The sequence below is a fragment of the Mycobacterium colombiense genome (genome assembly GCF_001665835.1).
Lineage (GTDB): Bacteria > Actinomycetota > Actinomycetes > Mycobacteriales > Mycobacteriaceae > Mycobacterium > Mycobacterium colombiense_A.
In genome coordinates this window covers 21,754-45,456 of sequence record NZ_LZSX01000013.1, presented here as the reverse complement: position 1 = coordinate 45,456, position 23,703 = coordinate 21,754, and the positions used below count along the sequence as shown (strand labels likewise).

The window sequence follows — 23,703 nt, the reverse complement described above, 5'->3', positions numbered from 1 at the left end:
GGCCAAACAGGATGCCAAACAGCAAGCCCGCCAAGCCACTTGACGGATTCCGGGTGCTCGACTTCACCCAGAACATCGCCGGGCCGATGGCCGGTCAGGTGCTGGCCGACCTGGGTGCCGAGGTGATCAAGGTCGAGGCGCCCATCGGCGAGGCGGCCCGGCACATCACCGCCGTCCTGCCCGGGCGCCCCCCGCTGGCCACCCTGTTCCTCCCCCACAACCGGGGCAAGAAGTCGGTGATGGCCGACCTGCGCAGCGACGAGGCCAAGCAGCAGATCCTGCGGCTGGTCGATACGGCCGACGTTGTGCTGGAAGGGTTTCGGCCCGGCGTGATGGAACGCATGGGCCTGGGCCCCGACGAGCTGCAGTCCCGCAATCCCAGACTCATCTACGCGCGCCTGTCCGCCTACGGCGGCAACGGCCCGGAGGGCAGCCGCCCGGGCGTCGACCTGATGGTCGCCGCCGAATCGGGCATGACCACCGGAATGCCCACGCCCACCGGCAAACCCCAGATCATCCCGTTCCAGCTCGTCGACGCCGCCAGCGGCCACGTGCTGGCCCAGGCCGTGCTGGCCGCGCTGCTCAACCGAGAACGCCACGGGGTGGCCGACGTCGTCCGGGTCGCCATGTATGACGTCGCGGTCAGCCTGCAGGCCAGCCAGTTGACCATCCACCTCAACAAGCCGAGCGAGGCCCCGAAGCCGGACGCGGCGCCAAAGCCCAAGAAACGCAAGGGTGTTGGGTTCGCCACCCAACCGTCGGACGCCTTCAAGGCGGCCGACGGCTACCTGGTGATCAGCGCGTACGTGCCCAAGCACTGGGACAAACTGTGCGAGATCATCGGCCGGCCCGACATGCGCGATGACGAGCGGTTCGCCGACCAGCGCGCGCGGGCGCTCAACTATCCCGAGCTGACCGTGGAACTCGAGAAGGCCCTGGCCGCCAAGACCGCGGACGAATGGGTGCAGCTGCTCCAGGAGGGCGGCCTGATGGCCTGCCACGCCTACACCTGGAAGCAGGTCGTCGGCACCGCGCTGTTCGCCGAGAACGAGCTCGCCCTCCGGGTCGGCGACGGCGCGGACGAGGTCACCGTAATCCGCACTCCCGCGCGCTATTCCAGCTTCGACGCCTTATCGGCTGGCTGGGCCACCGAACCCCCGCCCGCCCTCGGCCAGCACACCGAGGAGTACCTGGGCGCACCGCAGCCCGCGCCGTAGGGCTCACGGCGTCAGCTTGACCACCCGGTCGTTGCCGCGGTCGGCGACGTAGACGTTCTGGTCCTTGTCGACCGTCACCGCCAGCGGGGTGTTGAGCCCGGTGAACGGCAGGGCGGTCCCGGTGGTCGCGCCCTGCGGGTACTTCACCACGTCGTTCTTGTCGTGCTCGGTGACGTAGATGGTGCCGCTGTTGTCCACCGCGATGCCCCACGGCACAGACAGGTCGTGAAATGGCAACGCCGACGGCGTATTCGACGCGGCATCGAGCTTCACGATCCTGTTGTTGTCGGTGTCGGCGACGTAGACGTTGCCCGCGGGATCGACGGCCACCCCGTCCGGGTTGTTGAGCCCGTTGAACGGCAGCACGGTCTGGTTCTTGGATCCCGCCGCCAGCTTCACCACCCTGCTGTTGCCGCGGTCGGCGACATATACGGCGCCCTGGCTGTCGACCGCGACGCCCTCGGGGTAGTTCAGGCCGGTGAACGGCAGTTCCTTCTGGCTGTTGGATCCCGCGGCCATGCTGATCACCCGGTTGTTGAAATCGGCGACGTACACCGTGCCCGCGCCGTCGACGGCCAGGCCCTGCGGTTCGTAGAGCCCGTTGAAAGGCAGCACCGTCGTGGCGTTCGAACCGCTCGTGAGCTTCACCGCCCGGCCGTACATGCCCTCGCTGGTCACGTACACGTTCCCCGCGCTGTCCAGCGTCACCCCGCCCGGGGACAGGCGAAAGTCAATGCCGTTGAACGGCAACACACTTTGGCCGCTGGCCTGCTTCGACGGCCCTGAGGACTCGGTGGACAGGTAGCCGACGACCGCCACCACGAACGCGACCAGCGCGACGAGGGCGATGGCGCCGACGATGATCCACTGTTTGCGTTTGCTGTCGGGCGGCGCGGCGGGACGCCCGAAGTCCGGCCCGGGTCCGTACACGCGGCCGGAAGTCGTTGGGGCGGCGCGGATCAGCGACGGCCCGGCGCGGGACGGCTCACTCCTGTTCGCACCGCCGCGCCCGGATGGCCACGAACCCGCCACGGTCTCGGCGCTCGGCGACGGGGCGAACGAATCCGGCTCACGCGTCGGGCGTGGATCGCCCGCACCCGCACCCATCGCCGCGCTTTCTCCCTCGCGCAGAATCGTGGTGGCCTTCCGCTGCTCCGACGTGGTCAGCGCGTGGTGTGCGGCGGCGGCGAATTCGCCCGCGGTGCGATAGCGCGCCGCGGGATTCTTGGCCATGCCCTTGGCGATCACCTGATCCAGGGCGGGAGGAAACGCGCCGGGGCGTAACTGGCTGGGCGGTGCGGCCGTCTTCGTCAGATGCGCGGCGACCAGCCGTTCGATGGTCTCGGCCCGGTACGGCGGCGAACCGGTCAAGCACTCGGTCAAAACGCATGCGAGCGAATAGATGTCGACGCTGTGGGTGACGTCATCTTCGGTGAATCGTTCCGGGGCCATGTAGTAGTACGTACCGATGGCGGTCCCGACCTGTGTCAGTCCCGGATCACTCGCGCCCCGCGCGATGCCGAAGTCGGCCAGGTAGGCGAAGTCGCTTGGGGTGACCAGAATGTTCCCCGGTGTGACGTCGCGGTGCGTCACCCCGGCGGCGTGTGCCGCGTCCAGCGCGGCGGCGACCTGGCTGATGATGGCGATCGCGCGCGGCGGTGCCAACGGCCCGTCCCGGCGCAACAGCGTGGCCAGATCGACGCCGTCGACGAGGCGCATGTCGACGTAGAACCGCCCGTCGATCTCGCCGTAATCGTGGATCGGCACCACGTGCGGCTCGGTCAACCGCCCGGCGATATCGGCCTCACGCTGTAGCCGGGCGCGGAACTCCGCGTTGCCCGAGAACTCCGACGAGATCAGCTTCAGGGCCACCATGCGGCGCTTGCGCGCGTCCTCGGCCTCGTACACCTCACCCATGCCACCCTGGCGCAGAAGTCGCACCAGCCGGTAGGGGCCGAACCAGGACCCGACCACCGAGGCCGGCTGGTTATCGGTCACCGTCGAGCCCCTTTCGTCTCGTCAGGAAATCGCATTGACCGCCGTCGACAGCTTTGCCGTGAACGAGCTGGGCAGCGGGATGGAACCGTACTGGTCCAGGCCGTCCTGGCCCGACCCGATGGCGGCCTGCATGAACGCCTTCACCGCGGTGCCGGTGGGCGCGTCCGGGTACTTCGAGCAGACGATTTCGTAGGTCGCCAGCACGATCGGATACGCGCCCTGCTGCGTCGGCTTGTAGAACGACGAGGTATCCAGCACCAGGTCGTTGCCCTGCCCGCTGAAGGTCGCCCCGGCGATCGTCTTGCCGACGGTGTCGGTGGTGATCGGCACCGCGTCCGGACCCGCCGACGTGATGATCGACGCCATGGTCAGCTGCTTGCCCACCGCGAATGACCACTCGTTGTAGGTGATGGAACCCTCGGTGTTCTGCAGGAGGGCCGACGTGCCGTTGTTCCCGCTGGCGCCCTGTCCGACGCCGCCGGTGAACACCTCGCTGGCGCCCTTGCCCCAGGCGCCGTCGGACGCGCCATCGAGGTACTTCTGGAAGTTGGCGGTGGTACCGGATTTGTCACTGCGGAAGATGACCGCGATGGGCGTCGACGGCAGGTTGAGGCCCGGGTTGATGGCCTTCAGCGCCGGGTCGTCCCATTTGGTGATGGCGCCGTTGAAGATCTTCGCGGCCGTGGGCCCGTCCAATTTCAGCCCGTTCACCCCGGTGAGGTGGTATGTGACCGCGATCGGCCCGAACACCGTGGGCAGGTCCCACGCCGGCGAACCGCAGCGCTGCGCCGCCCGATCGTTCTGACCCGTGGACGGGTCGAGGGGGACGTCGGAACCGGCGAGGTCGGTTTGGTTGTTGACGAACTCGGTCACGCCGGCGCCGGAGCCGTTCGCGTTGTAATCCAGCGTGTAGCCCGGGCAAGCGCGAACGTAGGCGTAGACGAACTGCTCGATGGCGTTTTGTTGCGCGGTCGAGCCGCTGTCTTTCAGCACCTTCTTGCCGCCGCAGTCCACCGGCGTCGACTTGGCGCCGGAGCTGGACGAGTTCGAGTGGCCGCACCCCGTCAGCGCCAGGGCGGTGAAGGCCACCAGGCCCAGCGCCGCGCCATATCGAGCGAACCTCACGAAACTCCTTCGCACGTCGCGGCGGCGAATGCGAGGCCTCGCCGCCGGCTGCTGTCCGAGCCGCGAATGACGCATGCGCGTCCACCCGCGACCCGCGGGCTAATGAAAGTTAACCAATCGCGAATATACAAACCCTTGACAAAGAATAAGAGGTGAATAAGCGGTGACTGAACGCGGGAAGCGGGTATCTAGGATCGATGGATACTGAGGCGTCGACCACACCCGCCGGCGTGAGACGGCCGGGCGTCTAGCCGACCGTGTTCTTGCTGCTGATCATGCTCGGGCTGCTGGTCACCCGGCTATCGAGGCGCAAGTCGCGCAGCTACGCCCCGGCGCCCGGCAGCCGCACCACCTGAACGAAGAACTCGTCGATCTGCCGGACGGCCTTCATGAACTGGTCGAGGTCAACGGGTTTGGTGACGTAGGCATTCGCGTGCAGCTTGTAGCTCTTGAGGATGTCTTCCTCCGCCGAGGAGGTGGTGAGCACGACTACCGGGATGCGGGCCAGGTCGGGGTCGGACTTGACCTTCTCCAGCAGCTGGCGACCGTCGTATTTCGGCAGGTTCAAGTCGAGCAGGATGAGGTCGGGCCGCGGCGCCTCCGCGAACTTCCCCCGCCGGTAGAGGTAGTCGAGGCCTTCCTCTCCGTCGTGCGCGACATGTAGCCTGTTCTGGAGCTTGTTGTGCTCGAACGCTTCTCGGGTGATGAGCTCGTCGCCCGGGTCGTCCTCGACGAGCAGGATGTCTATCGCTCTGCCATCTGTTGTCGTCATTGATGCGCTCCTTCCAAAGCGACCGAGTCTGCTTCGTCGACGGGTCTGGGACCGGGCAGGGTGAATTCGAATCGGGTCCCATCGGTGTAGGACGTGTCGATCCGGACGGTGCCGCCGTGGTACTCGATGATCTTCTTGACCAATGCCAGGCCGACTCCGGTTCCGGCGTACACGTCGCGGCCGTGCAGCCGCTGGAAGATCACGAAGACCTTGTCGGAGAATTCCTCCGGGATGCCGATGCCGTTGTCCGCCACGCTCAGCAGCCATTCGCCGTCATGGCTGCCGGTGCCGGGCGCGCATTCGATGACGACGCAGGGCCGACGATCTTTGTGCCGGAACTTGATCGCGTTGCCGATCAGGTTCTGCCACAACATCGTCAGCAGCGTCGGATCCCCGACGATCTGCGGCAGCGGCTGCTCCGGGCGCACGATCTGCGCCTCGGTTTCCTCGATCGCGGTGGCCAGGTTCGCCAGGGCGGCGTCGAGCGTCGCATCGAGCTGCACCTCGGTTTCCGTGGTGCCCAGCCGGCCGACCCGCGAGAAGGTGAGCAAGTCGTTGATCAGCGCCTGCATGCGCTTGGCGCCGTCGACCGCGAATCCGATGTATTCGATGCCGCGCTCGTCGAGCTGGTCGGCGTAACGCTTCTCCAGCAGCTGGCAAAAGGACGCGACCTTGCGCAGCGGTTCCTGCAGATCGTGCGATGCGACGTAGGCGAACTGCTCGAGTTCGGTGTTGGATCGGCGTAATTCGGCGGCCTGTTCATCCAATTGTGCCTGCGCCGCCTGCAACACCTCGAGCTCGTCGACGATGCGCTTGCGCATGTTCTCCACGTCGATGGCCATCTTCCGAATGTCTCTGGGCCGCCGAGGAGGTGGGATCGTCTCCTCGAAGCTGCCCTGGGTGATGCGCCGGCAGGCCGCCGCCAGAGCCGCGATCGGCCGGGTGATCGTGGCGCGACTGAGCAGCCCCAGCACGAGGGCGGTTCCGATCACGATGAACACCGTGGCGCCCAGCACCCAGTCGCGCCAGCCGTTGATCTCGTTGAGCTCGTCGATGGCGGCCGCTGCGGCCACCGTCAGGTGCGTGTTCTGCGTGTCGAAAAGCTCACGGAGACGGTCGAATTTGTTCTTGCCGGTGTCGGCCGTGTTGGGGCTGATGTACCTCGGCGTCTTGGGAGCCACGTTGGAAATCAGTGGCTCTGCATAGTTCGCCCGCCAGTCGGCGGCGGCGGATTCCACCGCGTCCAGATCGGCCATCAGCTCCGCGCGCCCGCCCACCAGACGCCGAATCTCTTCCGCGGCAGCCTGTTCGGCGCGCTGCCCGTCGTAATACGGCGCGAGGAACTGCCGGTCGGCCGAGATCAGGTAGCCGCGCAGGCCCGTCTCCTGGTCGCGCAGTGCCGCCTGCAGGCGCGCCGCCGCGACGCGCGCCGGCTGGATGTTCTGGGCCATCTGGCGCGACATCTCGTCGGTGCGATGCAGCAATGCGGCGCCGACCAACGCCCCGACGAGCACGGTCGCGCCCATGATCCACAGCACCAACGCCAGCCATCCCCGCACGGTGAGCTCGGTGAGCCGAAGCGGACGCCATGGGGTCACGCGCTAGTCCTCTCGACGCGCAGGACGGCGATGTCATCGGTCAAACCGCCGCGGGGCTGGGCGAGTTCCTGGGCACCGTTGATGAGCGCGTCGACGAACGCGGGGCCGGGCTTGCTCGCGTGCTCCCGGGCCAGGGCGAGCAGGCCGTCCTCGCCCAGACGTTGCGTGCCCTGCCCCGAATATCCCTCGAAGAGTCCGTCGGTCAGCAACAGCAGGGCGTGCCCGGCGGGCAGCTCCAGCTGTTCGGACGGCCAGTCGCCGGCGTGCAGGCCCAGCGCCGGGCCGCCCGCCGGCTCCAGCCATTCCACGGTTCCACCGGCCTGCACCAACATTGGCGGGTGGCCGGCGCGGACGGCGTGGACGCGCGGGGTGTCGGGCGAGATCTCGAGGGTGAGCACGGTCGCGAAAATCCCGGTGTCGGTACGTTCCGAATACAGGACCCGTTCGAGTTGGCGCATCAGTTCGACGCCGTGCACACCGGCAAAGGTGAGCGCGCGGAACGCGATCCGCAACGCCGCACCCAGCGCGGCCTCGTGCGGGCCGTGCCCGGCGACGTCGCCGATCAGCACGTGCACCACCCGGTCGGGCGTCTGGACGACGTCGTAGAAGTCTCCGCACAGCAGCGCGTCTTCGCGGCTCGGCCGGTACCGGGCGACGATGTCGACGCCCGGGTTGTCCAGCAGCAGCGGCGAGGGCAGCAGGCCGCGTTCCAGCAGCGCGTTCTCCCGGGCCCGCAGCTGCGTGGCGTGCAGGTCGGCGGCGATCAGTTCGGCGCGCTTGCGCTCGATGGCGTACAGCAGCGCGCGGCGCAGCATCTCCGGCTCGACCCGGCCCTTGACCAGATAGTCCTGGGCTCCGGCGGCCACCGCCGAGGCCCCGAAGTACTCGTCGTTCAACCCGGTCAGCACCACGATCGGCACGGTGGCATCGAGGTTGGCGATCCGGTTCAACGCGTCGATCCCGCTGGCGTCGGGCAGATGCAGATCCAACAGCACGCAGTCGGGGCGGGCGGACTCGAGCTCGCGTTCGGCGTGCGCCATCGACTTCGCCCACACCACCCGGATATCGGTGACCGCATCGGTGATCAGGTCTTCCACCAACACCGCGTCGGCGCGGTCATCCTCGACCAACAGCAACGACAACGACTGCCAACTCGCCGTCGGGGCGGCCGCAGCGCGCATCGGTATCAATTCCCGGCCATCTGTGAACGTGCATCAGAAGTCGCGTGCTGCACCGCAGACCCCCCTTGCCGCGAAGATCCTTTGCTCTGTGACGGTGGTCGGACGTGAGTCGGTGGCTGTTTACCGACTGTCGGTGTGAACTTCACGCACCGATTGGTGATCCTAAGCGGTGCGGCTCGGCTTTTCCCAACAGCATCGCCGGAAAACGATCAGCGCAGCAGCGCCCGCGACATCACCACGCGCTGAATCTGATTGGTGCCCTCGTAGATCTGAGTGATCTTGGCGTCCCGCATCATCCGCTCGACGGGGAAGTCGATGGTGTAGCCGGCGCCGCCGAAGAGCTGCACCGCGTCGGTGGTGACTTCCATCGCGACGTCGGAGGCCAGGCACTTGGATGCCGCGGAGATGAAGCCCAGGTGGGATTCGCCGCGCTCCGCGCGGGCGGCGGCGTGGTACACCATCAGCCGGGCGGACTCGACCTTCATCGCCATGTCGGCGAGCATGAACTGCACACCCTGGTTGTCGCTGACCGGATGGCCGAACTGCTTGCGGTCCTTGGTGTATGCGATGGCCGCGTCCAATGCGCCCTGCGCGATGCCGACGGCCTGCGCCCCGATGGTGGGCCGGGTGTGGTCCAGCGTCGCCAGCGCGGTCTTGAAGCCGGTGCCGGGCTCGCCGATGATCCGGTCGCCCGGGATGCGGCAGTTCTCGAAGTACAGCTCGGTGGTCGGTGAGCCTTTGATGCCGAGCTTCTTTTCCTTCGGCCCCACCGTGAAGCCCTCGTCGTCCTTGTGCACCATGAACGACGAGATGCCGTTGGCACCCTTGTCCGGATCGGTCACGGCCATCACCGTGTACCAGCTCGACTTGCCGCCGTTGGTGATCCAGCACTTGGCGCCGTTGAGAATCCAGTCGTCCCCGTCGGCCTTCGCCCGGGTCCGCATGGACGCCGCGTCGCTGCCGGCCTCGCGCTCGCTCAGCGCGTAGGACGCCATCGCCGTGCCGTCCGCGATCGAGGGCAGCACCTGCTTCTTTAGCTCGTCGGAGCCGCGCAGGATCAGCCCCATGGTGCCCAGCTTGTTCACCGCGGGAATCAGTGACGCCGAGGTGTCGACACGGGCGACCTCCTCGATCACGATGCACGCCGCCACCGAGTCCGCACCCTGCCCGCCGTACTCCTCGGGCACGTGCACCGCGTTGAACCCGGAGGAGTTCAGCGCCTCCAGCGCCTCCTCGGGGAAGCGGGAGTTCTCGTCCACGTCGGCGGCGTGCGGAGCGATCTCCTTCTCCGCCAGCGCACGGATCGCGGCGCGCAACTCCTGGTGCTCTTCGGGCAGTTGGAACAGATCGAAGTCGGGGTTTCCGGCCCATCCAGCCATCTCGGCCTCCTCTTACTACTCGCCGGTAACTTTACCCTGACGCTGCTGCAGCGCTTCATCCTTGGCCCGCACACTGCGCGCCAGCTCCTCTTGGAACTCGACGATCCGCGCGCGCAGCGCCGGGTCCGACGACCCGAGGATGCGCACCGCGAGCAACCCGGCGTTGCGGGCTCCCCCGATCGAGACCGTCGCCACCGGGACGCCGGCGGGCATCTGCACGATCGACAGCAACGAGTCCAGACCGTCCAGGCGCGCCAGCGGCACCGGCACCCCGATCACCGGCAGTGGCGTCGCCGACGCGACCATCCCGGGCAGGTGCGCGGCTCCCCCGGCCCCCGCGATGATCACCTCGATGCCGCGCCCGGCCGCGTCGCGCGCGTAGTCGAACATCACCTGCGGGGTGCGGTGCGCGGAGACGACCCGGACCTCGGCCGGCACGTCGAACTCGGCCAGCGCCGCCGCGGCGTCCTGCATCACCGACCAGTCGCTGTCGCTGCCCATGATCACACCGACCTTGGCGTGCTGATCGCTACTCATGGTCATTTACGCCGCTGCTCCCGCCTTTTCCGATCGCACTGCTCTGATTATCGTCGCCGGCGTGTGGATCCCATCCGTCCGTCCACTGCCCGTGCGACAACCAGTGTGCCGCCAGCTCGGCGCGTTCCCGCAGCTTCGCCACCTTTTCCCGATCCGCCGGGCCGGGGCCGGCGAAGTTGATGTGGCCCACCTTGCGGCCGGGACGTTCTTCCTTGCCGTAGAGGTGGACGCGGGCGTCGGGCATCCGCGCGAACAGGTGGTGCAGCCGCTCGTCGACGCTCATCTCCGGGACTTCGGGGGCGCCCAGCACGTTGGCCATCACGGTCACCGGCGCGATGGCGTCGGTGTCGCCGAGCGGGTAGTCCAGCACCGCGCGCACATGCTGCTCGAACTGACTGGTGCGCGACCCGTCCATGGTCCAGTGCCCGGAGTTGTGCGGCCGCATCGCGAGCTCGTTGACCAGCAGTTCGCCGTCGACCGTCTCGAAGAGCTCGACCGCGAGCACCCCGACCACGCCGAGTTCGGCGGCCAGCCGCAACGCCAGCTGCTGCGCGGCGGCGGCCCGTTCGCCGGACAGCTCCGGTGCGGGCGCGATCACCTGCACGCAGATCCCGTCTCGTTGCACGGTTTCGACCACCGGCCACGCCGCGCCCTGACCGAACGGTGACCGGGCCACCAGGGCCGACAGTTCGCGGCTCAGGTTCACCTGCTCCTCGGCCATCACCGGCACGTCGTCGGCCAGGAAGGCGGTCGCGATCTCGCGGGCGTGCGACGGGTCGCGCGCCATCCGCACCCCGCGCCCGTCGTAACCGCCGCGGACCGCTTTGACCACCACGGGCCCGGCGATGCGCCGCGCGAAGGCGTCGAGTTCGTCGACGCTGCGGATCTCGGCGTAGCGGGGCACCGGGACGCCGAGGGCCTCGAGCCGGCGGCGCATGACGAGCTTGTCCTGCGCGTGCACCAGGGCCTGCGGCGGCGGCGCCACGTTGACGCCCTCGGCGACCAGCTTCTCCAGCAATTCGTTCGGCACGTGTTCGTGGTCGAAGGTCAGCACGTCCGCGCCCGCGGCCACCCGGCGCAGGGCATCGAGATCGGTGTGCGACCCGATGACGACGTCGGGCGCGACCAGCGCCGCCGGTTCGTCGGCGGCGGTGGCCAGCACCCGCAGCGACTGCCCCAGCGCGATCGCCGCCTGGTGGGTCATCCGGGCGAGCTGACCGCCACCGACCATTGCGACGACAGGAACGGCTCGGGGAGCTGCAGGGGTCGCTCGGAGGCGGGCCGCCCCCGGCGGGCGTGTACTCGGCACGGCCATCATGGTGTCACGGCGAAACACACCGGCGCCAAAGGCGTGTTGACCGGGGCCGACACCGAATTGTTATGTACGATTTTGCGTCGAATTTGTGTGCATACGTAGACTGACGTGTTGTGTCCTTCGCCGAAGCCACGATCGCGCGTCTGCCTGGGGTTATGCAGCCCTATTTGCTACGCCACCACGAACTGATCAAATTCGCCATCGTCGGCGGAACCACATTCGTCATCGACTCGGCGATTTTCTACACGCTGAAGCTGACAATTCTCGAACCCAAACCGGTGACCGCCAAGGTGATCGCCGGCATTGTGGCCGTCATCGCGTCCTACGTGCTGAACCGGGAATGGAGCTTCCGCAATCGCGGTGGGCGCGAGCGCCACCACGAGGCGCTGCTGTTCTTCGCGTTCAGCGGCGTGGGGGTGCTGCTCTCCATGGCGCCGCTGTGGTTCTCCAGCTACGTGTTGCAGCTGCGCGAGCCGACGGTGTCGCTGGCGGTGGAAAACGTCGCCGACTTCGTCTCGGCCTACATCATCGGCAACCTGTTGCAGATGGCGTTCCGGTTCTGGGCGTTCCGGCGCTGGGTGTTCCCCGACCAGTTCGCGCGCGACCCCGAGAAGGCGCTGGAATCCGCGCTTACCGCCGGCGGCATCGCCGAGATCTTCGAGGACGAGATCGAGGGCGGCAACGTCACGCTGCTGCGTGCCTGGCGCAACCGGGCCAGCCGGCTGACTCAGCTGGGCGATTCCTCGGAACCCAGGGTGTCGAAGACCTCGTGATACAGCAGCGCGTGCACCTCGCGCAGCCGCGGAATGTCGTAGAACTCCAACGGATCTTGTGACGCCGATTCGATGATCAGCGTCCCGGTGCGGAACATGCGCTCGGTGATGCGATCCCGGAATTCCACGCTGTTGATCCGGGCCAGCGGGATATCGATGCCGGTGCGGGTCAGCACACCGTGCCGGAACATCACCCGCCGGTTCGTCACCACGAAGTGGGTGGTCAGCCAGCTCAAAAACGGCCACAGCGTCAGCCAGCCCACGATCACCAGCCAGATCCCCCAGATGACGCCGTAGATGATGTTCTTGGCGAGCTGCTCCCAGTGCGTCGAGTTGAGGTACCCGGAGCCGAACGCCGCCAGTCCGGTCACCAGGATGAGGGCCAGCACCGGCCAGATCAGCCGCTTCCAGTGCGGGTGGCGATGCACGATGACGTGTTCGCCGGCGGCCAGAACGTTATCCGGGTAGCCCATGCCCGCCGACATTAGCTGCGCAACGCGACATTCCGCGGCTAACTAGGCCGATGGTGGCGACCCGCTGCGCCCGGCTACGCCGCGCTTGCGATCGCCACTAGCGCAAATGCACCACGTCGCCGGCCGCGACGACGACGGTCTGCCCGCCACTGTCCAGACAGAGCCGGCCCTGGTCATCGATGGCGCTGGCGGTCCCGTCGACCTGCTTGCCGCCGGGCAGGTGCGCGCGCACCCGGGTGCCGATGGTCAGGCTGCGCGCCCGGTAGTCGGCGGCCAGCGCCCAGTCGGCCCCGCGCGCGGCGCGCCAGCCCACGATCCGCCGGCCCAGCTCCCGCAGCAGCGCCGACACCAGCTGGGTCCGGTCGGGCGCGGCCACACCCAGGTCGAGCAGCGACGTCGCGCCGGGGCCGTCGATCTCGTCGGCGGATTGAGTCACGTTGAGCCCCAAGCCGATAACCACGACGGGCTTGGCCACCTCGGCGAGGATGCCGGCCAGCTTGCCCGGCGAATCCGGCGGGCCGGCCAGCACGTCGTTGGGCCACTTGAGACCCGCCTGCGCCCCGGTCCCCGCCAGCAGCGGCGTCACGGTGTCGACCACCGCCACCCCGGTGGCCAGCGGCAGCCAGCCCCATCCGGTGGTGGGGACGTCGACGACGCTCACGCCGACGGACATGGTGATCTGGGCCCGCGGCGTGGCCGACCAGCCGCGGCCGTGGCGGCCCCGTCCGGCGGTCTGGTGCTCGGCGATCAGCACGGCACCGGCGACGTCGTCGCCCGACGCCGCGCGCGCCAACAGGTCGGCGTTGGTGGAGCCGGTCTGCTCGACGACGTCGAGCTTGCGCCAGCCCAGCCCGGTGCCGATCAACTCGGCGCGCAATGCGCTCTCGTCCAGCGGTGCTCGAAGCTGATCTCGTTCTGTCACCGGACCCAGCCTAGAACTCAGGGCCGGCGGTCGCGCATGTCCAGCACGGCCAAATGACTGAACAGCATGCTGGTTCCGATCGGATTGCCGCCGCCGGGATACGCGGTGCCGCTGGGCGCGGCCATCGTGTTGCCCGCCGCGTACACGCCGGCAATGGGGTTGCCGGTTGCGTCGAGCACCCGCGCCGCGGTGTCGGTGCGCAGCCCGCCCTTGGTGCCCAGATCGGAGATGCCGAACGCGGCGGCGTGATAGGGCGGCGCGTCGATGGCCACCAGCGGCGACGCGCCCGCCGAGAAGGCCCGGTCGAAGGCCTCGTCGCCGCGGCCGAAGTCCTCGTCGACGCCGGCGGCGGCGAAGCCGTTGAACCGGGCGACCGTGGCCGCCAACCGCTCCCCCGGCACGCCGATCTTGGCGGCGAGTTCCTCGAGGGTGTCCGCGGTGTGCCACAGGCCGGCGGCGACGTACTTCTCGGTCTCCACGATGGAGACGTTGGCCGCCTTCACCGGAGGGACCTCGCCCTCCTTGTCGTCGTAGATCATCCAGTACGGCAACGTCATGGACCCGTCCTGCAGCTGGGCGATGATCTCGCGGCCGGCCCGGTCGTAGGCCCGCGACTCGTTGACGAACCGGTTGCCGGACTGGTTGACGAAGATGCCGCCGGTGAACCACAGCGCGAACGCCGAGCGCCCGTCGGGATGGGTCATGCCCGGTGACCACCAGGCCTGGTCCAGCAGGTCGGTGTCGGCGCCCGCGGCGATGCCCGCCTGCAGCGCCAGGCCGCGACTTCCCGGGCCGCCCATGCTGTCTCGCGACGTTCCGGGGACCCCGTACTTCTGCCGGAGCTCGTCGTTGGCCTCGAAGCCACCGGCGGCCAGCAGCACGCCCCGGCGGGCGCGGATCGCGCGGCGCTCGCCGGCGGTCTCGACGATCGCTCCCGTTACCCGACCGTCCGCCACCACCAGCTCGACCAGGGCGGTGTCGCGCCGCAGCGACGCCGACGGGTACTGCCCGATGGCCTTGAGGAACCGCGCGATCAGGGCGCGCCCCCCGAGGTAGTAGTCGGACGGCGGTTCGGTGCCGAGCCGGTCGGTGTCCAGCGGACCGCGGATCGCCTCGAGGAATTCAGGGGCGGCGGCCACCGCCAGCGGCTTGGCCGCGATGTGGCGCTGGCCGTCCAGGCGCGCCTTGGGCGCCGCGCCGTAGTAGTCGGGCCAGGGCAACGGCACGAACTTCAGGTTGGCGTCGGCCTCCAGGTACTCGATCAGCCCGGCGCCGCCGCTGACGAAGGTTTCCTGCAGTTCGCGCGGGGTGCGGTCGCCGACCACGGCGCGGTAGTAGGTGAGCGCGTCCTCGATGGTGTCGTCGGTGCCGGCGCGGACCAGGACGGGGTTGCACGGGAACCAGACACCGCCCCCGCCGGAGTATGCGGTGGTGCCACCGAACTTCGACGTCGCCTCGACCAGCACGACGTCGAGGCCCTCGCGCGCCGCGGTGTACGCGCCGGTCACGCCGCCGCCGCCGGACCCCGCCACCAGCACGTCGCATTCGGCCGCCCAGTCCACCATCGCTACTCCTGCGCTGCCGTCAATACGTTTTGAATCGCGGGCGCCAGCCGCGCGATCAGCGTGTCGCTGTCCGCTTCCACGAGGAACTCCCACGATTCGTCGTCCGACGACGATACCGACCAACATCGACGACGCCAGACCGGCGCGCAACGCAGCTTCGTCGGGGTCGCCGCCCGGTCGCGAGCGAATGCCGTCGAGCAGCCGGGCCTGGATGAACTCACGCAGCTGCTCGTTGGCTCCGGCTTTTGCCCCACCTTCCGCCAGAGCTCCACGCAGCATCGCAAGCAACGGCTCCGAGTCCCGCGGGTCGCCCTCCCATACACCGAGAAAGGCGCGGTCTTCGGAAGCCACTCCTGCACACCATGGCCCCGACGGGATAAAACTCAACGACTGTTCACATTCATGAATCGCCGACGACTATTTAAGGGCTGCTTAAGGGAGACCGACAGGGCTGCCGATAACATCGCTCCCATGACGAGCGTTACCGACCACACTGCGGAACCGGCCGCCGAGCACTCCATCGACATCCACACCACCGCGGGCAAGCTCGCCGAGCTGCACAAGCGCCGCGAAGAGTCGCTGCACCCGGTGGGCGAAGAGGCCGTCGAGAAGGTGCACGCCAAGGGCAAGCTGACCGCCCGCGAGCGCATCCTCGCCCTGCTCGACGAGGACTCGTTCGTGGAGCTCGACGCGCTGGCCCGGCACCGCAGCAAGAACTTCGGCCTGGAGAACAACCGCCCGCTGGGCGACGGCGTGATCACCGGCTACGGCACCATCGACGGCCGCGACGTCTGCATCTTCAGCCAGGACGCCACGGTATTCGGCGGCAGCCTCGGCGAGGTGTACGGCGAGAAGATCGTCAAGATCCAGGAGCTGGCGATCAAGACCGGCCGCCCCCTGATCGGCATCAACGACGGCGCCGGCGCGCGGATCCAGGAGGGCGTCGTCTCGCTGGGCCTGTACAGCAAGATCTTCCGCAACAACATCCTGGCGTCGGGCGTCATCCCGCAGATCTCGCTGATCATGGGCGCCGCCGCCGGTGGACACGTCTACTCCCCCGCCCTTACCGACTTCGTGGTGATGGTCGACCAGACCAGCCAGATGTTCATCACCGGGCCCGACGTCATCAAGACCGTCACCGGCGAGGACGTCACCATGGAGGAGCTGGGCGGCGCCCATACCCACATGGCCAAGTCGGGCACCCTGCACTACGTCGCGTCCGGCGAGCAGGACGCCTTCGACTGGGTTCGCGACCTGCTCAGCTACCTGCCGCCCAACAACGCCACCGATGCGCCGCGCTACGCCGAGCCGCATCCGCCGGGCGCCATCGAGGACAACCTCACCGAGGAGGACCTCGAGCTGGACACGCTGATCCCGGACTCGCCCAACCAGCCCTACGACATGCACGAGGTGATCACCCGCATCCTCGACGACGACGAGTTTCTGGAGGTGCAGGGCGGTTACGCGCAGAACATCGTCGTCGGGTTCGGCCGCGTCGAGGGGCGGCCGGTCGGGATCGTCGCCAACCAGCCGACCCAGTTCGCCGGCTGCCTGGACATCAACGCCTCGGAGAAGGCGGCGCGGTTCGTCCGGACCTGCGACTGCTTCAACATCCCGATCATCATGCTGGTGGACGTCCCGGGCTTCCTGCCGGGCACCGGCCAGGAGTACAACGGCATCATCCGCCGCGGCGCCAAGCTGCTGTTCGCCTACGGCGAGGCCACGGTCCCGAAGATCACCGTCATCACCCGCAAGGCCTACGGCGGCGCCTACTGCGTCATGGGATCCAAGGACATGGGCTGCGACGTCAACCTGGCCTGGCCGTCGGCGCAGATCGCGGTGATGGGCGCCTCTGGTGCCGTCGGGTTCGTCTACCGCAAGCAGCTGAGCGAGGCCGCCAAGGAGGGCAAGGACGTCGACGCGCTGCGCCTGCAGCTGCAGCAGGAGTACGAGGACACGCTGGTCAACCCGTACGTCGCCGCCGAGCGCGGCTACGTCGACGCGGTCATCCCGCCGTCGCACACCCGCGGTTACATCGGCACGGCGCTGCGGCTGCTGGAACGCAAGATCTCCCACCTGCCCCCCAAGAAGCACGGAAACATTCCGCTATGACCGACGAAAACGGTTCCGCGACAACCGAAGCCGCGTCCCCGCAGATCCACGAGCCGCACATCCAGATCCTCAAGGGTGGACCCACCGTCGAGGAGGTGGCCGCGCTGGTCGCGGTGCTGGGTTGCGCCGGCGGCGCGCCGGAGCCCGAACAGCCCGAGCGCACCCGCTGGGGCCTACCGGTCGACCGGCTGCGTTTCGCGATGACCAACTATCAGCGGCTCACGTTCCAGCAGATGACCCACATGAGGCATTGACCCGTCTGGTGCTGGCGTCGGCCTCCACCGGCCGGCTCAAGGTGCTGCGCCAGGGCGGCGTCGATCCGCTGGTGGTGGTCTCCGGCGTCGACGAGGACGCCGTCGCCGCCGCGCTGGGCCCGGACGCCTCCCCGGGCGACGTGGTGTGCGCCCTGGCCCGCGCCAAGGCCGACCAGGTGGCCGGCGAGCTCGACGGTGACATAGCGTCCGATTGCGTTGTCATCGGCTGTGATTCGATGCTTTCCATCGACGGCCGACTGTGCGGGAAACCCGGATCGGCCGATGCCGCCGCCAGCCAGTGGCGCCTGATGGGTGGCCGCTCCGGCGAGCTGCACACCGGGCACTGCCTGCTGCGGCTCATCGACGGTGGCATTACCCATCGTGAAGTCGAATCACTAAGCACCACAGTGCATTTCGCTACACCGTCGGAGGCGGACCTGCGGGCGTATGTCGATCACGGCGAGCCATGGCACGTGGCCGGCGGCTTCACCCTGGACGGCCTGGGCGGCTGGTTCGTCGACGGCATCGACGGCGACCCGTCGAACGTGATCGGCATCAGCCTGCCGCTGCTGCGGTCGCTGTTGGGCCGGGTCGGGCTGTCGGTGTCCGGGCTGTGGGCTGCCAACTGACCCTGGCGGTAGGCTCGGCAGTGTGGCATTACCACCCGATCCAAGCCCGACATTGTCGGCCTACGCTCACCCCGAGCGACTGGTCACCGCCGACTGGCTGTCCGCCAACCAAGGCGCCCCCGGCCTGGCGATCGTCGAATCCGACGAGGACGTCCTGCTCTACGACGTCGGGCACATCCCGGGCGCGGTGAAGGTCGACTGGCACACCGACCTCAACGATCCCCGGGTCCGCGATTACATCAACGGCGAACAGTTCGCGGAGCTGATGGACCGCAAGGGCATCGCCCGCGATGACACCGTGGTGATCTACGGCGACAAGAGCAACTGGTGGGCGGCCTACGCGCTGTGGGTGTTCACGCTGTTCGGCCACCCCGACGTGCGGCTGCTCAACGGCGGGCGTGACCTGTGGCTGGCCGAACGCCGGGAGACCACGCTGGACGTGCCCACCAAGACGTCCAGCGGCTACCCCGTCGTCACCCGCAACGACGGGCCCATCCGCGCCTTCAAGGACGAGGTGCTGGGCATTCTCGGCAGCCAGCCGCTGATCGATGTGCGCTCGCCGGACGAGTACACCGGCAAGCGCACACACATGCCCGAATACCCCGAGGAAGGCGTGCTGCGCGGCGGGCACATCCCCACCGCCCGGTCGATTCCGTGGGCCAAGGCCGCCGACGAGAACGGCCGGTTCCGCAGCCGCGAGGAGCTCGAGGAGCTGTACGGCTTCCTGCAGCCGGACGACAAGACCGTCGTGTACTGCCGCATCGGCGAGCGGTCCAGCCACACCTGGTTCGTGCTGACGCATCTGCTGGGCAAGCCCGGGGTGCGCAACTACGACGGGTCGTGGACCGAGTGGGGCAACACCGTGCGTACGCCGATCGTGGCGGGTGAAGAGCCCGGCTCCGTTCCGGTCTGATGGCGCCGCGATGAGCATGCCCGCGCCGCTGGCCGAGGTGGTCTCCGACTTCGCCGAGGTCGAGGGCCAGGACAAGCTGGCGCTGCTGCTGGAGTTCGCCAACGAACTCCCGGCGCTGCCGCCCGACCTCGAACAGGCGGCGATGGAGCCGGTGCCCGAATGCCAGACCCCGCTGTTTTTGCATGTCGACGCCAGCGACCCCGAGCGGGTGCGGCTGCACTTCAGCGCGCCCGCCGAATCGCCCACCACGCGGGGGTTCGCGTCGATTCTGGCCGCCGGTCTCGACGAACAGCCGGCCGAAGAGATTCTGGCGGTGCCCGAGGATTTTTACGCCGACCTCGGGCTGGCGGCTCTGATCAGCCCGCTGCGGCTGCGCGGCCTGTCGGCGATGCTCGCCCGCATCAAGCGCAGGCTGCGCGAGGCGTCCTGAAAAAAGTGGACCGCCTCGTCGGGCCGAACGGCGCGGCGCTTAGACTTCCCGAGAACTCGTTGTAAGAAATTCTCTTAGAGAAGTCCGCAGAAATGCGTCTGCGGATATGCGAAACAGGAGGCGCAGTGGCTAGTCACGCCAGCTCGAGGATCTCCAAGGTGCTCGTCGCCAACCGCGGCGAAATCGCTGTCCGGGTGATCCGCGCGGCCCGCGATGCGGGCCTGTCCAGCGTGGCGGTGTACGCCGAGCCCGACGCCGACGCGCCGCACGTGCGTCTGGCCGACGAGGCGTTCGCTCTGGGTGGTCAGACGTCGGCGGAGTCCTACCTGGACTTCGGCAAAATCCTTGACGCGGCTGCCAAGTCGGGCGCCAACGCGATTCACCCTGGCTACGGCTTCCTGTCCGAGAACGCCGATTTCGCGCAGGCGGTCCTGGACGCGAACCTGATCTGGATCGGGCCCAGCCCGCAGTCCATCCGCGACCTCGGTGACAAGGTCACCGCCCGCCACATCGCCGCCCGCGCGCAGGCCCCGCTGGTGCCCGGCACCCCCGACCCGGTGAAGGACGCCGACGAGGTGGTGGCCTTCGCCAAGGAGTACGGCGTGCCGATCGCCATCAAGGCGGCGTTCGGCGGCGGCGGCCGCGGCATGAAGGTGGCCCGCACCATCGAAGAAATCCCCGAGCTGTTCGAGTCGGCCACCCGTGAGGCCGTCGCGGCGTTCGGCCGCGGAGAGTGCTTCGTCGAGCGCTACCTGGACAAGCCGCGCCACGTCGAGGCGCAGGTGATCGCCGACCAGCACGGCAACGTCATCGTCGCCGGCACCCGCGACTGCTCGCTGCAGCGCCGGTTCCAGAAGCTGGTGGAGGAGGCTCCCGCGCCCTTCCTGACCGACGCGCAGCGCAAGGAGATCCACGAATCGGCCAAGCGGATCTGCAAGGAGGCGCACTACTACGGCGCCGGAACCGTCGAGTACCTGGTGGGCCAGGACGGCCTGATCTCCTTCCTGGAGGTCAACACCCGTCTGCAGGTCGAGCACCCGGTCACCGAGGAGACCGCCGGCATCGACCTGGTGCTGCAGCAGTTCAAGATCGCCAACGGCGAGAAGCTGGACCTCACCGAGGACCCCACGCCGCGCGGGCACGCCATCGAGTTCCGGATCAACGGCGAGGACGCCGGACGCGGCTTCCTGCCCGCGCCCGGCCCGGTCACCCGCTACGACATCCCGACCGGGCCCGGTGTCCGGCTGGACTCGGGCGTCGAGGCCGGTTCGGTCATCGGCGGCCAGTTCGACTCGATGCTGTCCAAGCTGATCGTGTACGGCGCCACCCGTGAGGAGGCGCTCGCCCGTTCCCGCCGGGCCCTGGACGAGTTCCACGTCGAAGGCCTGGCCACGGTCATCCCGTTCCACCGCGCCGTGGTGTCCGACCCGGCGTTCATCGGTGACGGCGACGGCTTCTCGGTGCACACCCGCTGGATCGAGACCGAGTGGGACAACACCATCGAACCGTTCACCGGCGGCGAGCCGCTGGACGACGAGGACGCCCGGCCGCGCCAGAAGGTGGTCGTGGAGGTCGGCGGCCGCCGGCTCGAGGTGTCGCTGCCCGGCGACCTGGCGCTGTCCGGCGGCGGCGCGGCCGACCCGGCCGGTGTCATCCGCAAGAAGCCGAAGGCGCGCAAGCGCGGGGCGCATGCCGGTGCGGCCGCCTCGGGCGACGCGGTGACCGCCCCCATGCAGGGCACCGTCGTCAAGGTCGCGGTCGAAGAAGGCCAGGAGGTTGCCGCGGGCGACCTGGTGGTGGTGCTCGAGGCGATGAAGATGGAGAACCCGGTCACCGCGCACAAGGACGGTGTCATCACCGGACTCGCGGTCGAGCCCGGCGCCGCCATCACTCAGGGCACGGTGCTCGCCGAGATCAAGTAGCGCTGACTGAGAGTTTTGTCAGACATCGTTGTCGGCCCTGGCCATCGCGCGTAATGTTTCGGTCAAGGTTGAGTTCACAGCCGCCCGGGATACGTCGGTGACGTGGGGGTGGGCTGAATTCCCTCCTTCTCCGAACTCTTTGTACGTGGCTGACGTATCCACAGCAGGAATGCTCCTCAACGGATGGAGTCAGCGATGTCTGTGGCGCAATCGTGGCAGCAAAGCCGCACTGCACAATTCACCGCCCGCTGGGGCCCGACGGGCACCCTGATCACGGTGGACGGCGAGCTCGACGCGGCCAACACCGATCAGCTCGTCGCATACGTGCAACAAAGTACCAGCCGCTCCCGGCGGATGGTCCTCGACCTCCGCGGCCTGAAATTCATTGGTACCGCGGGCTTTTCGGCGCTGCACCGGATCAATGTGAAATGCTCGGGCGCCCAGGTGTCCTGGGCCATGGCGCCGAGCCCGGCGGTGGCCAGGTTGCTGCGGGTCTGCGACCCGGACGGCACCCTGCCGGTGACAACGCCGCAAGCCGAACCGCTGCTGGAACCGCTGTGGGTTGAGGACGAGCCCCGGCCGCTACTGCAGCTGGTCACGGAGCCGCGTTAGCGACTTCGCCAGCAACCGCGACACGTGCATCTGGGAGATGCCGACCCGCTCGGCGATCTGCGTCTGCGTCATCGACTCGAAGAATCGCAGCACCAAAACCGTTCGTTCGCGCTCGGGCAGCGCCTCGAGGAGCGGACGCAGCGATTCCTGATCCTCGATCCGGTCCAGGCCGGTGTCGACGTCGCCGAGGGTGTCCGCGATCGCGCGGGCTTCCTCCTCCTCGCCACCACCACCGCTGTCGATGGACAGGGTGTTGTACGAGCTGCCGGCCACCAGGCCCTCGACGACCTCTTCGCGGTCCATGTCGAGTTCCGCGGCGAGCTCGGTCGCGGTGGGCGCCCGGCCCAGCCGCTGCGACAGGTCGGCGGTGGCGGTGCCCAGCCGCAGGTGCAGTTCCTTCAGCCGCCGCGGGACCTTGACCGACCAGCTGTTGTCGCGGAAGTGGCGGCGGACCTCGCCCATGATCGTAGGCACCGCGAAAGAGACGAAGTCCGAGCCGGCGTCGACGTCGAAGCGGACCACCGCGTTGACCAAGCCGACGCGCGCCACCTGAACCAGGTCGTCACGCGGTTCGCCGCGGCCCTCGAAGCGGCGCGCGATGTGGTCGGCAAGCGGCAGGCACCGCTCGACGATCTTGTCCCGTTGACGTTGAAATTCCATCGAGTCCGGCGTGGCAGTCGCCAACTCCCGGAACATGTCCGGAACATCGGCGTATTCGTTCGGACGCGACACCGAACCGCCGGCAGCTCGCGCTGTCACCTGCTGGAGGCCGCCCGTCGCGCCGTCAGTGTGATGCCGAAGACACTGCCGGATTCATTGGGTTCGCGACCGTCATGGAAAGTCTGGACGTCGTCGGCGAGCGACGTCAGCACGTGCCAACTGAAGCTTCCGGGCGCCACCACATCATGGGTGTCGCATGAAGCGGAAGCTTCCACCACCAACTGGTCATCCTGCGGATCGACCACGACGATCAGGGTCGCGTCGGGAGTCGCCGAACGAATCAACCGGGTGCACACTTCGTCGACCGCCAGCCGCAGATCCGCCACCGCATCGAAATCCAGGTCCTCGAAGGTGCCGATGGCACCGACCAGGGTGCGCAGCATCGCGAGGTTCTCCAGTCGTGCAGCAACGTGAAGCTCGACGGCGCGATGGCCGCGCGGACGCTCGTTAGCGTGCAATCCAGCATCCTTCATATGGTCTCCCGGCAATGTTTGACTGACACTACTACTGCTACGCAGCCCGCCGTGGGCCTCGCGTTCGAGCCGGTTAGTCATGTTCGCCGCCGGGTATTCGGCCCGCCGCGGGCGGGCCTGACACGACCGACACAGTCGCGACGCGCCGATAGGGGCGCGTCGCGGTGATCGCCGGGGTCACGCTGGTCATATCGATAGTCGTTGCAGTAGGCATAGATGTCGGTGGCTCCGTGATTCTGTTTCCCACGATGGGGTGACCACGCTAACGCAACCGTTCCGGCACTCATCATGGTGCAAAGCTGATACCCACAAGTCAGCCGCCGTAATCTCGGAATCGCCTTTCATGCGAAATTTCACACCACCGCGCGTCGTGGCAGGTCACCGGCGAAAAACACACGATGAAATCCGGCGCGCCGGCTAGTGGGCGGCGGATGTCAGCTGGCCGGCCACTGCCGGTGCACCTCGGGATGTTCGGTGTACCAGCGATCGGCGATCCGGCGAATCCTGCGGTGCTCCACCGCAAGCCAGGCCAGCCCGAGCACCGCGGCGACGACCGCGACGATCCCCGCGGTCATGCCCTCTTGGTGATGTCCGCTGCCGAAGGCCGCAAGACTGCCGCAGGCCCCGATCACGCCCGCGACGACCAGGAGATACCCGGGCCAGTGCAGGACGTCGATCAGCGACTCGCCGGCGAGCGGCCGCGTGGTCCTCAGATGGTCGACGGGGTCATGGTAGGTGTCTCCCATAGCTGCTCCTCACCGCACCATCAACGTTAGATCGCGG

At 68.2% G+C, this 23,703-nt stretch carries 23 protein-coding genes; 9 read left to right on the top strand and 14 right to left on the bottom strand.

Features of this window, described 5'->3' with window-relative positions; genetic code table 11:
- The first annotated feature begins 11 nt into the window (after positions 1–11).
- The gene (locus tag A5760_RS02785) at positions 12–1,217 is read left to right on the top strand and encodes a CaiB/BaiF CoA transferase family protein (protein WP_064877584.1); all 1,206 of its coding nucleotides are present in this window, start codon (positions 12–14) and stop codon (positions 1,215–1,217) included.
- A gap of 3 nt (positions 1,218–1,220) precedes the next feature.
- On the opposite strand, the gene A5760_RS02780 is transcribed toward A5760_RS02785, so the two are convergent.
- The 8 genes from A5760_RS02780 to A5760_RS02745 form a co-directional block, all read right to left on the bottom strand.
- Positions 1,221–3,215, bottom strand: coding sequence for a serine/threonine-protein kinase PknD (locus tag A5760_RS02780; protein ID WP_064877583.1), 1,995 nt, complete (start codon positions 3,213–3,215; stop codon positions 1,221–1,223).
- 21 nt (positions 3,216–3,236) lie between these two features.
- Entirely contained in the window at positions 3,237–4,340 is a 1,104-nt protein-coding gene (pstS, locus tag A5760_RS02775) for a phosphate ABC transporter substrate-binding protein PstS (RefSeq protein WP_064877582.1), read from the bottom strand.
- 322 nt (positions 4,341–4,662) lie between these two features.
- Entirely contained in the window at positions 4,663–5,112 is a 450-nt protein-coding gene (locus tag A5760_RS02770) for a response regulator (RefSeq protein ID WP_064877581.1), read from the bottom strand.
- Complete coding sequence (locus tag A5760_RS02765) at positions 5,109–6,710, bottom strand: sensor histidine kinase (protein ID WP_064877580.1); 1,602 nt, start codon at positions 6,708–6,710, stop codon at positions 5,109–5,111. Before A5760_RS02765 ends, A5760_RS02770 begins: the two co-directional genes overlap by 4 nt.
- The gene (locus tag A5760_RS02760) at positions 6,707–7,891 is read right to left on the bottom strand and encodes a PP2C family protein-serine/threonine phosphatase (RefSeq protein ID WP_064877579.1); all 1,185 of its coding nucleotides are present in this window, start codon (positions 7,889–7,891) and stop codon (positions 6,707–6,709) included. Before A5760_RS02760 ends, A5760_RS02765 begins: the two co-directional genes overlap by 4 nt.
- A gap of 209 nt (positions 7,892–8,100) precedes the next feature.
- On the bottom strand, positions 8,101–9,270 hold the full coding sequence (locus A5760_RS02755; RefSeq protein ID WP_064877578.1) for an acyl-CoA dehydrogenase: 1,170 nt from the start codon (positions 9,268–9,270) through the stop codon (positions 8,101–8,103).
- Between the two features lie 15 nt (positions 9,271–9,285).
- Positions 9,286–9,813 (bottom strand): 5-(carboxyamino)imidazole ribonucleotide mutase, encoded by a 528-nt coding sequence (gene purE / locus A5760_RS02750; protein WP_064877577.1) that lies wholly within the window; start codon positions 9,811–9,813, stop codon positions 9,286–9,288.
- Entirely contained in the window at positions 9,800–11,125 is a 1,326-nt protein-coding gene (locus tag A5760_RS02745) for a 5-(carboxyamino)imidazole ribonucleotide synthase (RefSeq protein WP_082279314.1), read from the bottom strand. The genes purE and A5760_RS02745 overlap by 14 nt, the downstream gene beginning before the upstream one ends.
- 110 nt (positions 11,126–11,235) lie before the next feature.
- Between A5760_RS02745 and A5760_RS02740 the strand changes: the two genes are divergently transcribed.
- A complete protein-coding gene (locus A5760_RS02740; RefSeq protein ID WP_064877575.1) occupies positions 11,236–11,895 on the top strand; it encodes a GtrA family protein in 660 nt (219 codons plus the stop codon).
- Here A5760_RS02740 and A5760_RS02735 read toward each other — a convergent pair.
- The 3 genes from A5760_RS02735 to A5760_RS02725 form a co-directional block, all read right to left on the bottom strand.
- A complete protein-coding gene (locus A5760_RS02735; protein WP_064877609.1) occupies positions 11,850–12,368 on the bottom strand; it encodes a PH domain-containing protein in 519 nt (172 codons plus the stop codon). The two genes, A5760_RS02740 and A5760_RS02735, sit on opposite strands and share 46 nt — an antisense overlap.
- Positions 12,369–12,465: 97 nt before the next feature.
- A complete protein-coding gene (locus A5760_RS02730; protein ID WP_064877574.1) occupies positions 12,466–13,290 on the bottom strand; it encodes a biotin--[acetyl-CoA-carboxylase] ligase in 825 nt (274 codons plus the stop codon).
- A gap of 17 nt (positions 13,291–13,307) precedes the next feature.
- Positions 13,308–15,206 (bottom strand): FAD-binding protein, encoded by a 1,899-nt coding sequence (locus A5760_RS02725; RefSeq protein ID WP_196771963.1) that lies wholly within the window; start codon positions 15,204–15,206, stop codon positions 13,308–13,310.
- Positions 15,207–15,326: 120 nt separating this feature from the next.
- On the opposite strand from A5760_RS02725, the gene A5760_RS02720 reads away from it, so the two are divergent.
- The 7 genes from A5760_RS02720 (at position 15,327) to A5760_RS02690 (ending at position 21,727) form a co-directional block, all read left to right on the top strand.
- On the top strand, positions 15,327–16,967 hold the full coding sequence (locus A5760_RS02720; RefSeq protein WP_064877572.1) for an acyl-CoA carboxylase subunit beta: 1,641 nt from the start codon (positions 15,327–15,329) through the stop codon (positions 16,965–16,967).
- Entirely contained in the window at positions 16,964–17,221 is a 258-nt protein-coding gene (locus tag A5760_RS02715) for an acyl-CoA carboxylase subunit epsilon (RefSeq protein ID WP_064877571.1), read from the top strand. The genes A5760_RS02720 and A5760_RS02715 overlap by 4 nt, the downstream gene beginning before the upstream one ends.
- On the top strand, positions 17,218–17,850 hold the full coding sequence (locus A5760_RS02710; protein WP_064877570.1) for a Maf family protein: 633 nt from the start codon (positions 17,218–17,220) through the stop codon (positions 17,848–17,850). The genes A5760_RS02715 and A5760_RS02710 overlap by 4 nt, the downstream gene beginning before the upstream one ends.
- A gap of 22 nt (positions 17,851–17,872) precedes the next feature.
- The gene (locus A5760_RS02705; protein ID WP_064877569.1) at positions 17,873–18,763 is read left to right on the top strand and encodes a sulfurtransferase; all 891 of its coding nucleotides are present in this window, start codon (positions 17,873–17,875) and stop codon (positions 18,761–18,763) included.
- Between the two features lie 10 nt (positions 18,764–18,773).
- Positions 18,774–19,193: a SufE family protein gene (locus tag A5760_RS02700; protein WP_064877568.1), complete on the top strand. Its 420-nt coding sequence runs from the start codon at positions 18,774–18,776 to the stop codon at positions 19,191–19,193.
- 125 nt (positions 19,194–19,318) lie between these two features.
- Complete coding sequence (locus A5760_RS02695; protein WP_064877567.1) at positions 19,319–21,115, top strand: acetyl/propionyl/methylcrotonyl-CoA carboxylase subunit alpha; 1,797 nt, start codon at positions 19,319–19,321, stop codon at positions 21,113–21,115.
- A gap of 183 nt (positions 21,116–21,298) precedes the next feature.
- Positions 21,299–21,727: an STAS domain-containing protein gene (locus tag A5760_RS02690; protein WP_064877566.1), complete on the top strand. Its 429-nt coding sequence runs from the start codon at positions 21,299–21,301 to the stop codon at positions 21,725–21,727.
- Here A5760_RS02690 and A5760_RS02685 read toward each other — a convergent pair.
- From A5760_RS02685 to usfY, 3 genes are all read right to left on the bottom strand, one after another.
- On the bottom strand, positions 21,698–22,486 hold the full coding sequence (locus A5760_RS02685) for an RNA polymerase sigma factor SigF (RefSeq protein WP_064877565.1): 789 nt from the start codon (positions 22,484–22,486) through the stop codon (positions 21,698–21,700). The genes A5760_RS02690 and A5760_RS02685 overlap by 30 nt on opposite strands.
- Positions 22,483–22,920, bottom strand: coding sequence for an ATP-binding protein (locus tag A5760_RS02680; protein WP_064877564.1), 438 nt, complete (start codon positions 22,918–22,920; stop codon positions 22,483–22,485). Before A5760_RS02680 ends, A5760_RS02685 begins: the two co-directional genes overlap by 4 nt.
- Positions 22,921–23,354: 434 nt before the next feature.
- Positions 23,355–23,666 carry a protein UsfY gene (gene usfY, locus A5760_RS02675; protein ID WP_064877563.1) on the bottom strand — a complete coding sequence of 104 codons (312 nt, stop codon included), beginning with the start codon at positions 23,664–23,666 and terminating at the stop codon, positions 23,355–23,357.
- Between the last annotated feature and the right edge of the window lie 37 nt (positions 23,667–23,703).

Excerpts from the sequence above, each read along its gene's own strand:
- A5760_RS02755 (WP_064877578.1), bottom strand. The coding sequence starts at position 9,270 with ATGGCTGGATGGGCCGGAAACCCCGACTTCGATCTGTTCCAACTGCCC.
- A5760_RS02745 (WP_082279314.1), bottom strand. The coding sequence starts at position 11,125 with ATGATGGCCGTGCCGAGTACACGCCCGCCGGGGGCGGCCCGCCTCCGA.
- usfY (WP_064877563.1), bottom strand. The coding sequence starts at position 23,666 with ATGGGAGACACCTACCATGACCCCGTCGACCATCTGAGGACCACGCGG.
- A5760_RS02680 (WP_064877564.1), bottom strand. The coding sequence starts at position 22,920 with ATGAAGGATGCTGGATTGCACGCTAACGAGCGTCCGCGCGGCCATCGC.
- A5760_RS02735 (WP_064877609.1), bottom strand. The coding sequence starts at position 12,368 with ATGGGCTACCCGGATAACGTTCTGGCCGCCGGCGAACACGTCATCGTG.
- A5760_RS02690 (WP_064877566.1), top strand. The coding sequence starts at position 21,299 with ATGGAGTCAGCGATGTCTGTGGCGCAATCGTGGCAGCAAAGCCGCACT.
- A5760_RS02720 (WP_064877572.1), top strand. The coding sequence starts at position 15,327 with ATGACGAGCGTTACCGACCACACTGCGGAACCGGCCGCCGAGCACTCC.
- A5760_RS02715 (WP_064877571.1), top strand. The coding sequence starts at position 16,964 with ATGACCGACGAAAACGGTTCCGCGACAACCGAAGCCGCGTCCCCGCAG.
- A5760_RS02785 (WP_064877584.1), top strand. The coding sequence starts at position 12 with ATGCCAAACAGCAAGCCCGCCAAGCCACTTGACGGATTCCGGGTGCTC.
- A5760_RS02700 (WP_064877568.1), top strand. The coding sequence starts at position 18,774 with ATGAGCATGCCCGCGCCGCTGGCCGAGGTGGTCTCCGACTTCGCCGAG.
- A5760_RS02760 (WP_064877579.1), bottom strand. The coding sequence starts at position 7,891 with ATGCGCGCTGCGGCCGCCCCGACGGCGAGTTGGCAGTCGTTGTCGTTG.
- purE (WP_064877577.1), bottom strand. The coding sequence starts at position 9,813 with ATGACCATGAGTAGCGATCAGCACGCCAAGGTCGGTGTGATCATGGGC.
- A5760_RS02770 (WP_064877581.1), bottom strand. The coding sequence starts at position 5,112 with ATGACGACAACAGATGGCAGAGCGATAGACATCCTGCTCGTCGAGGAC.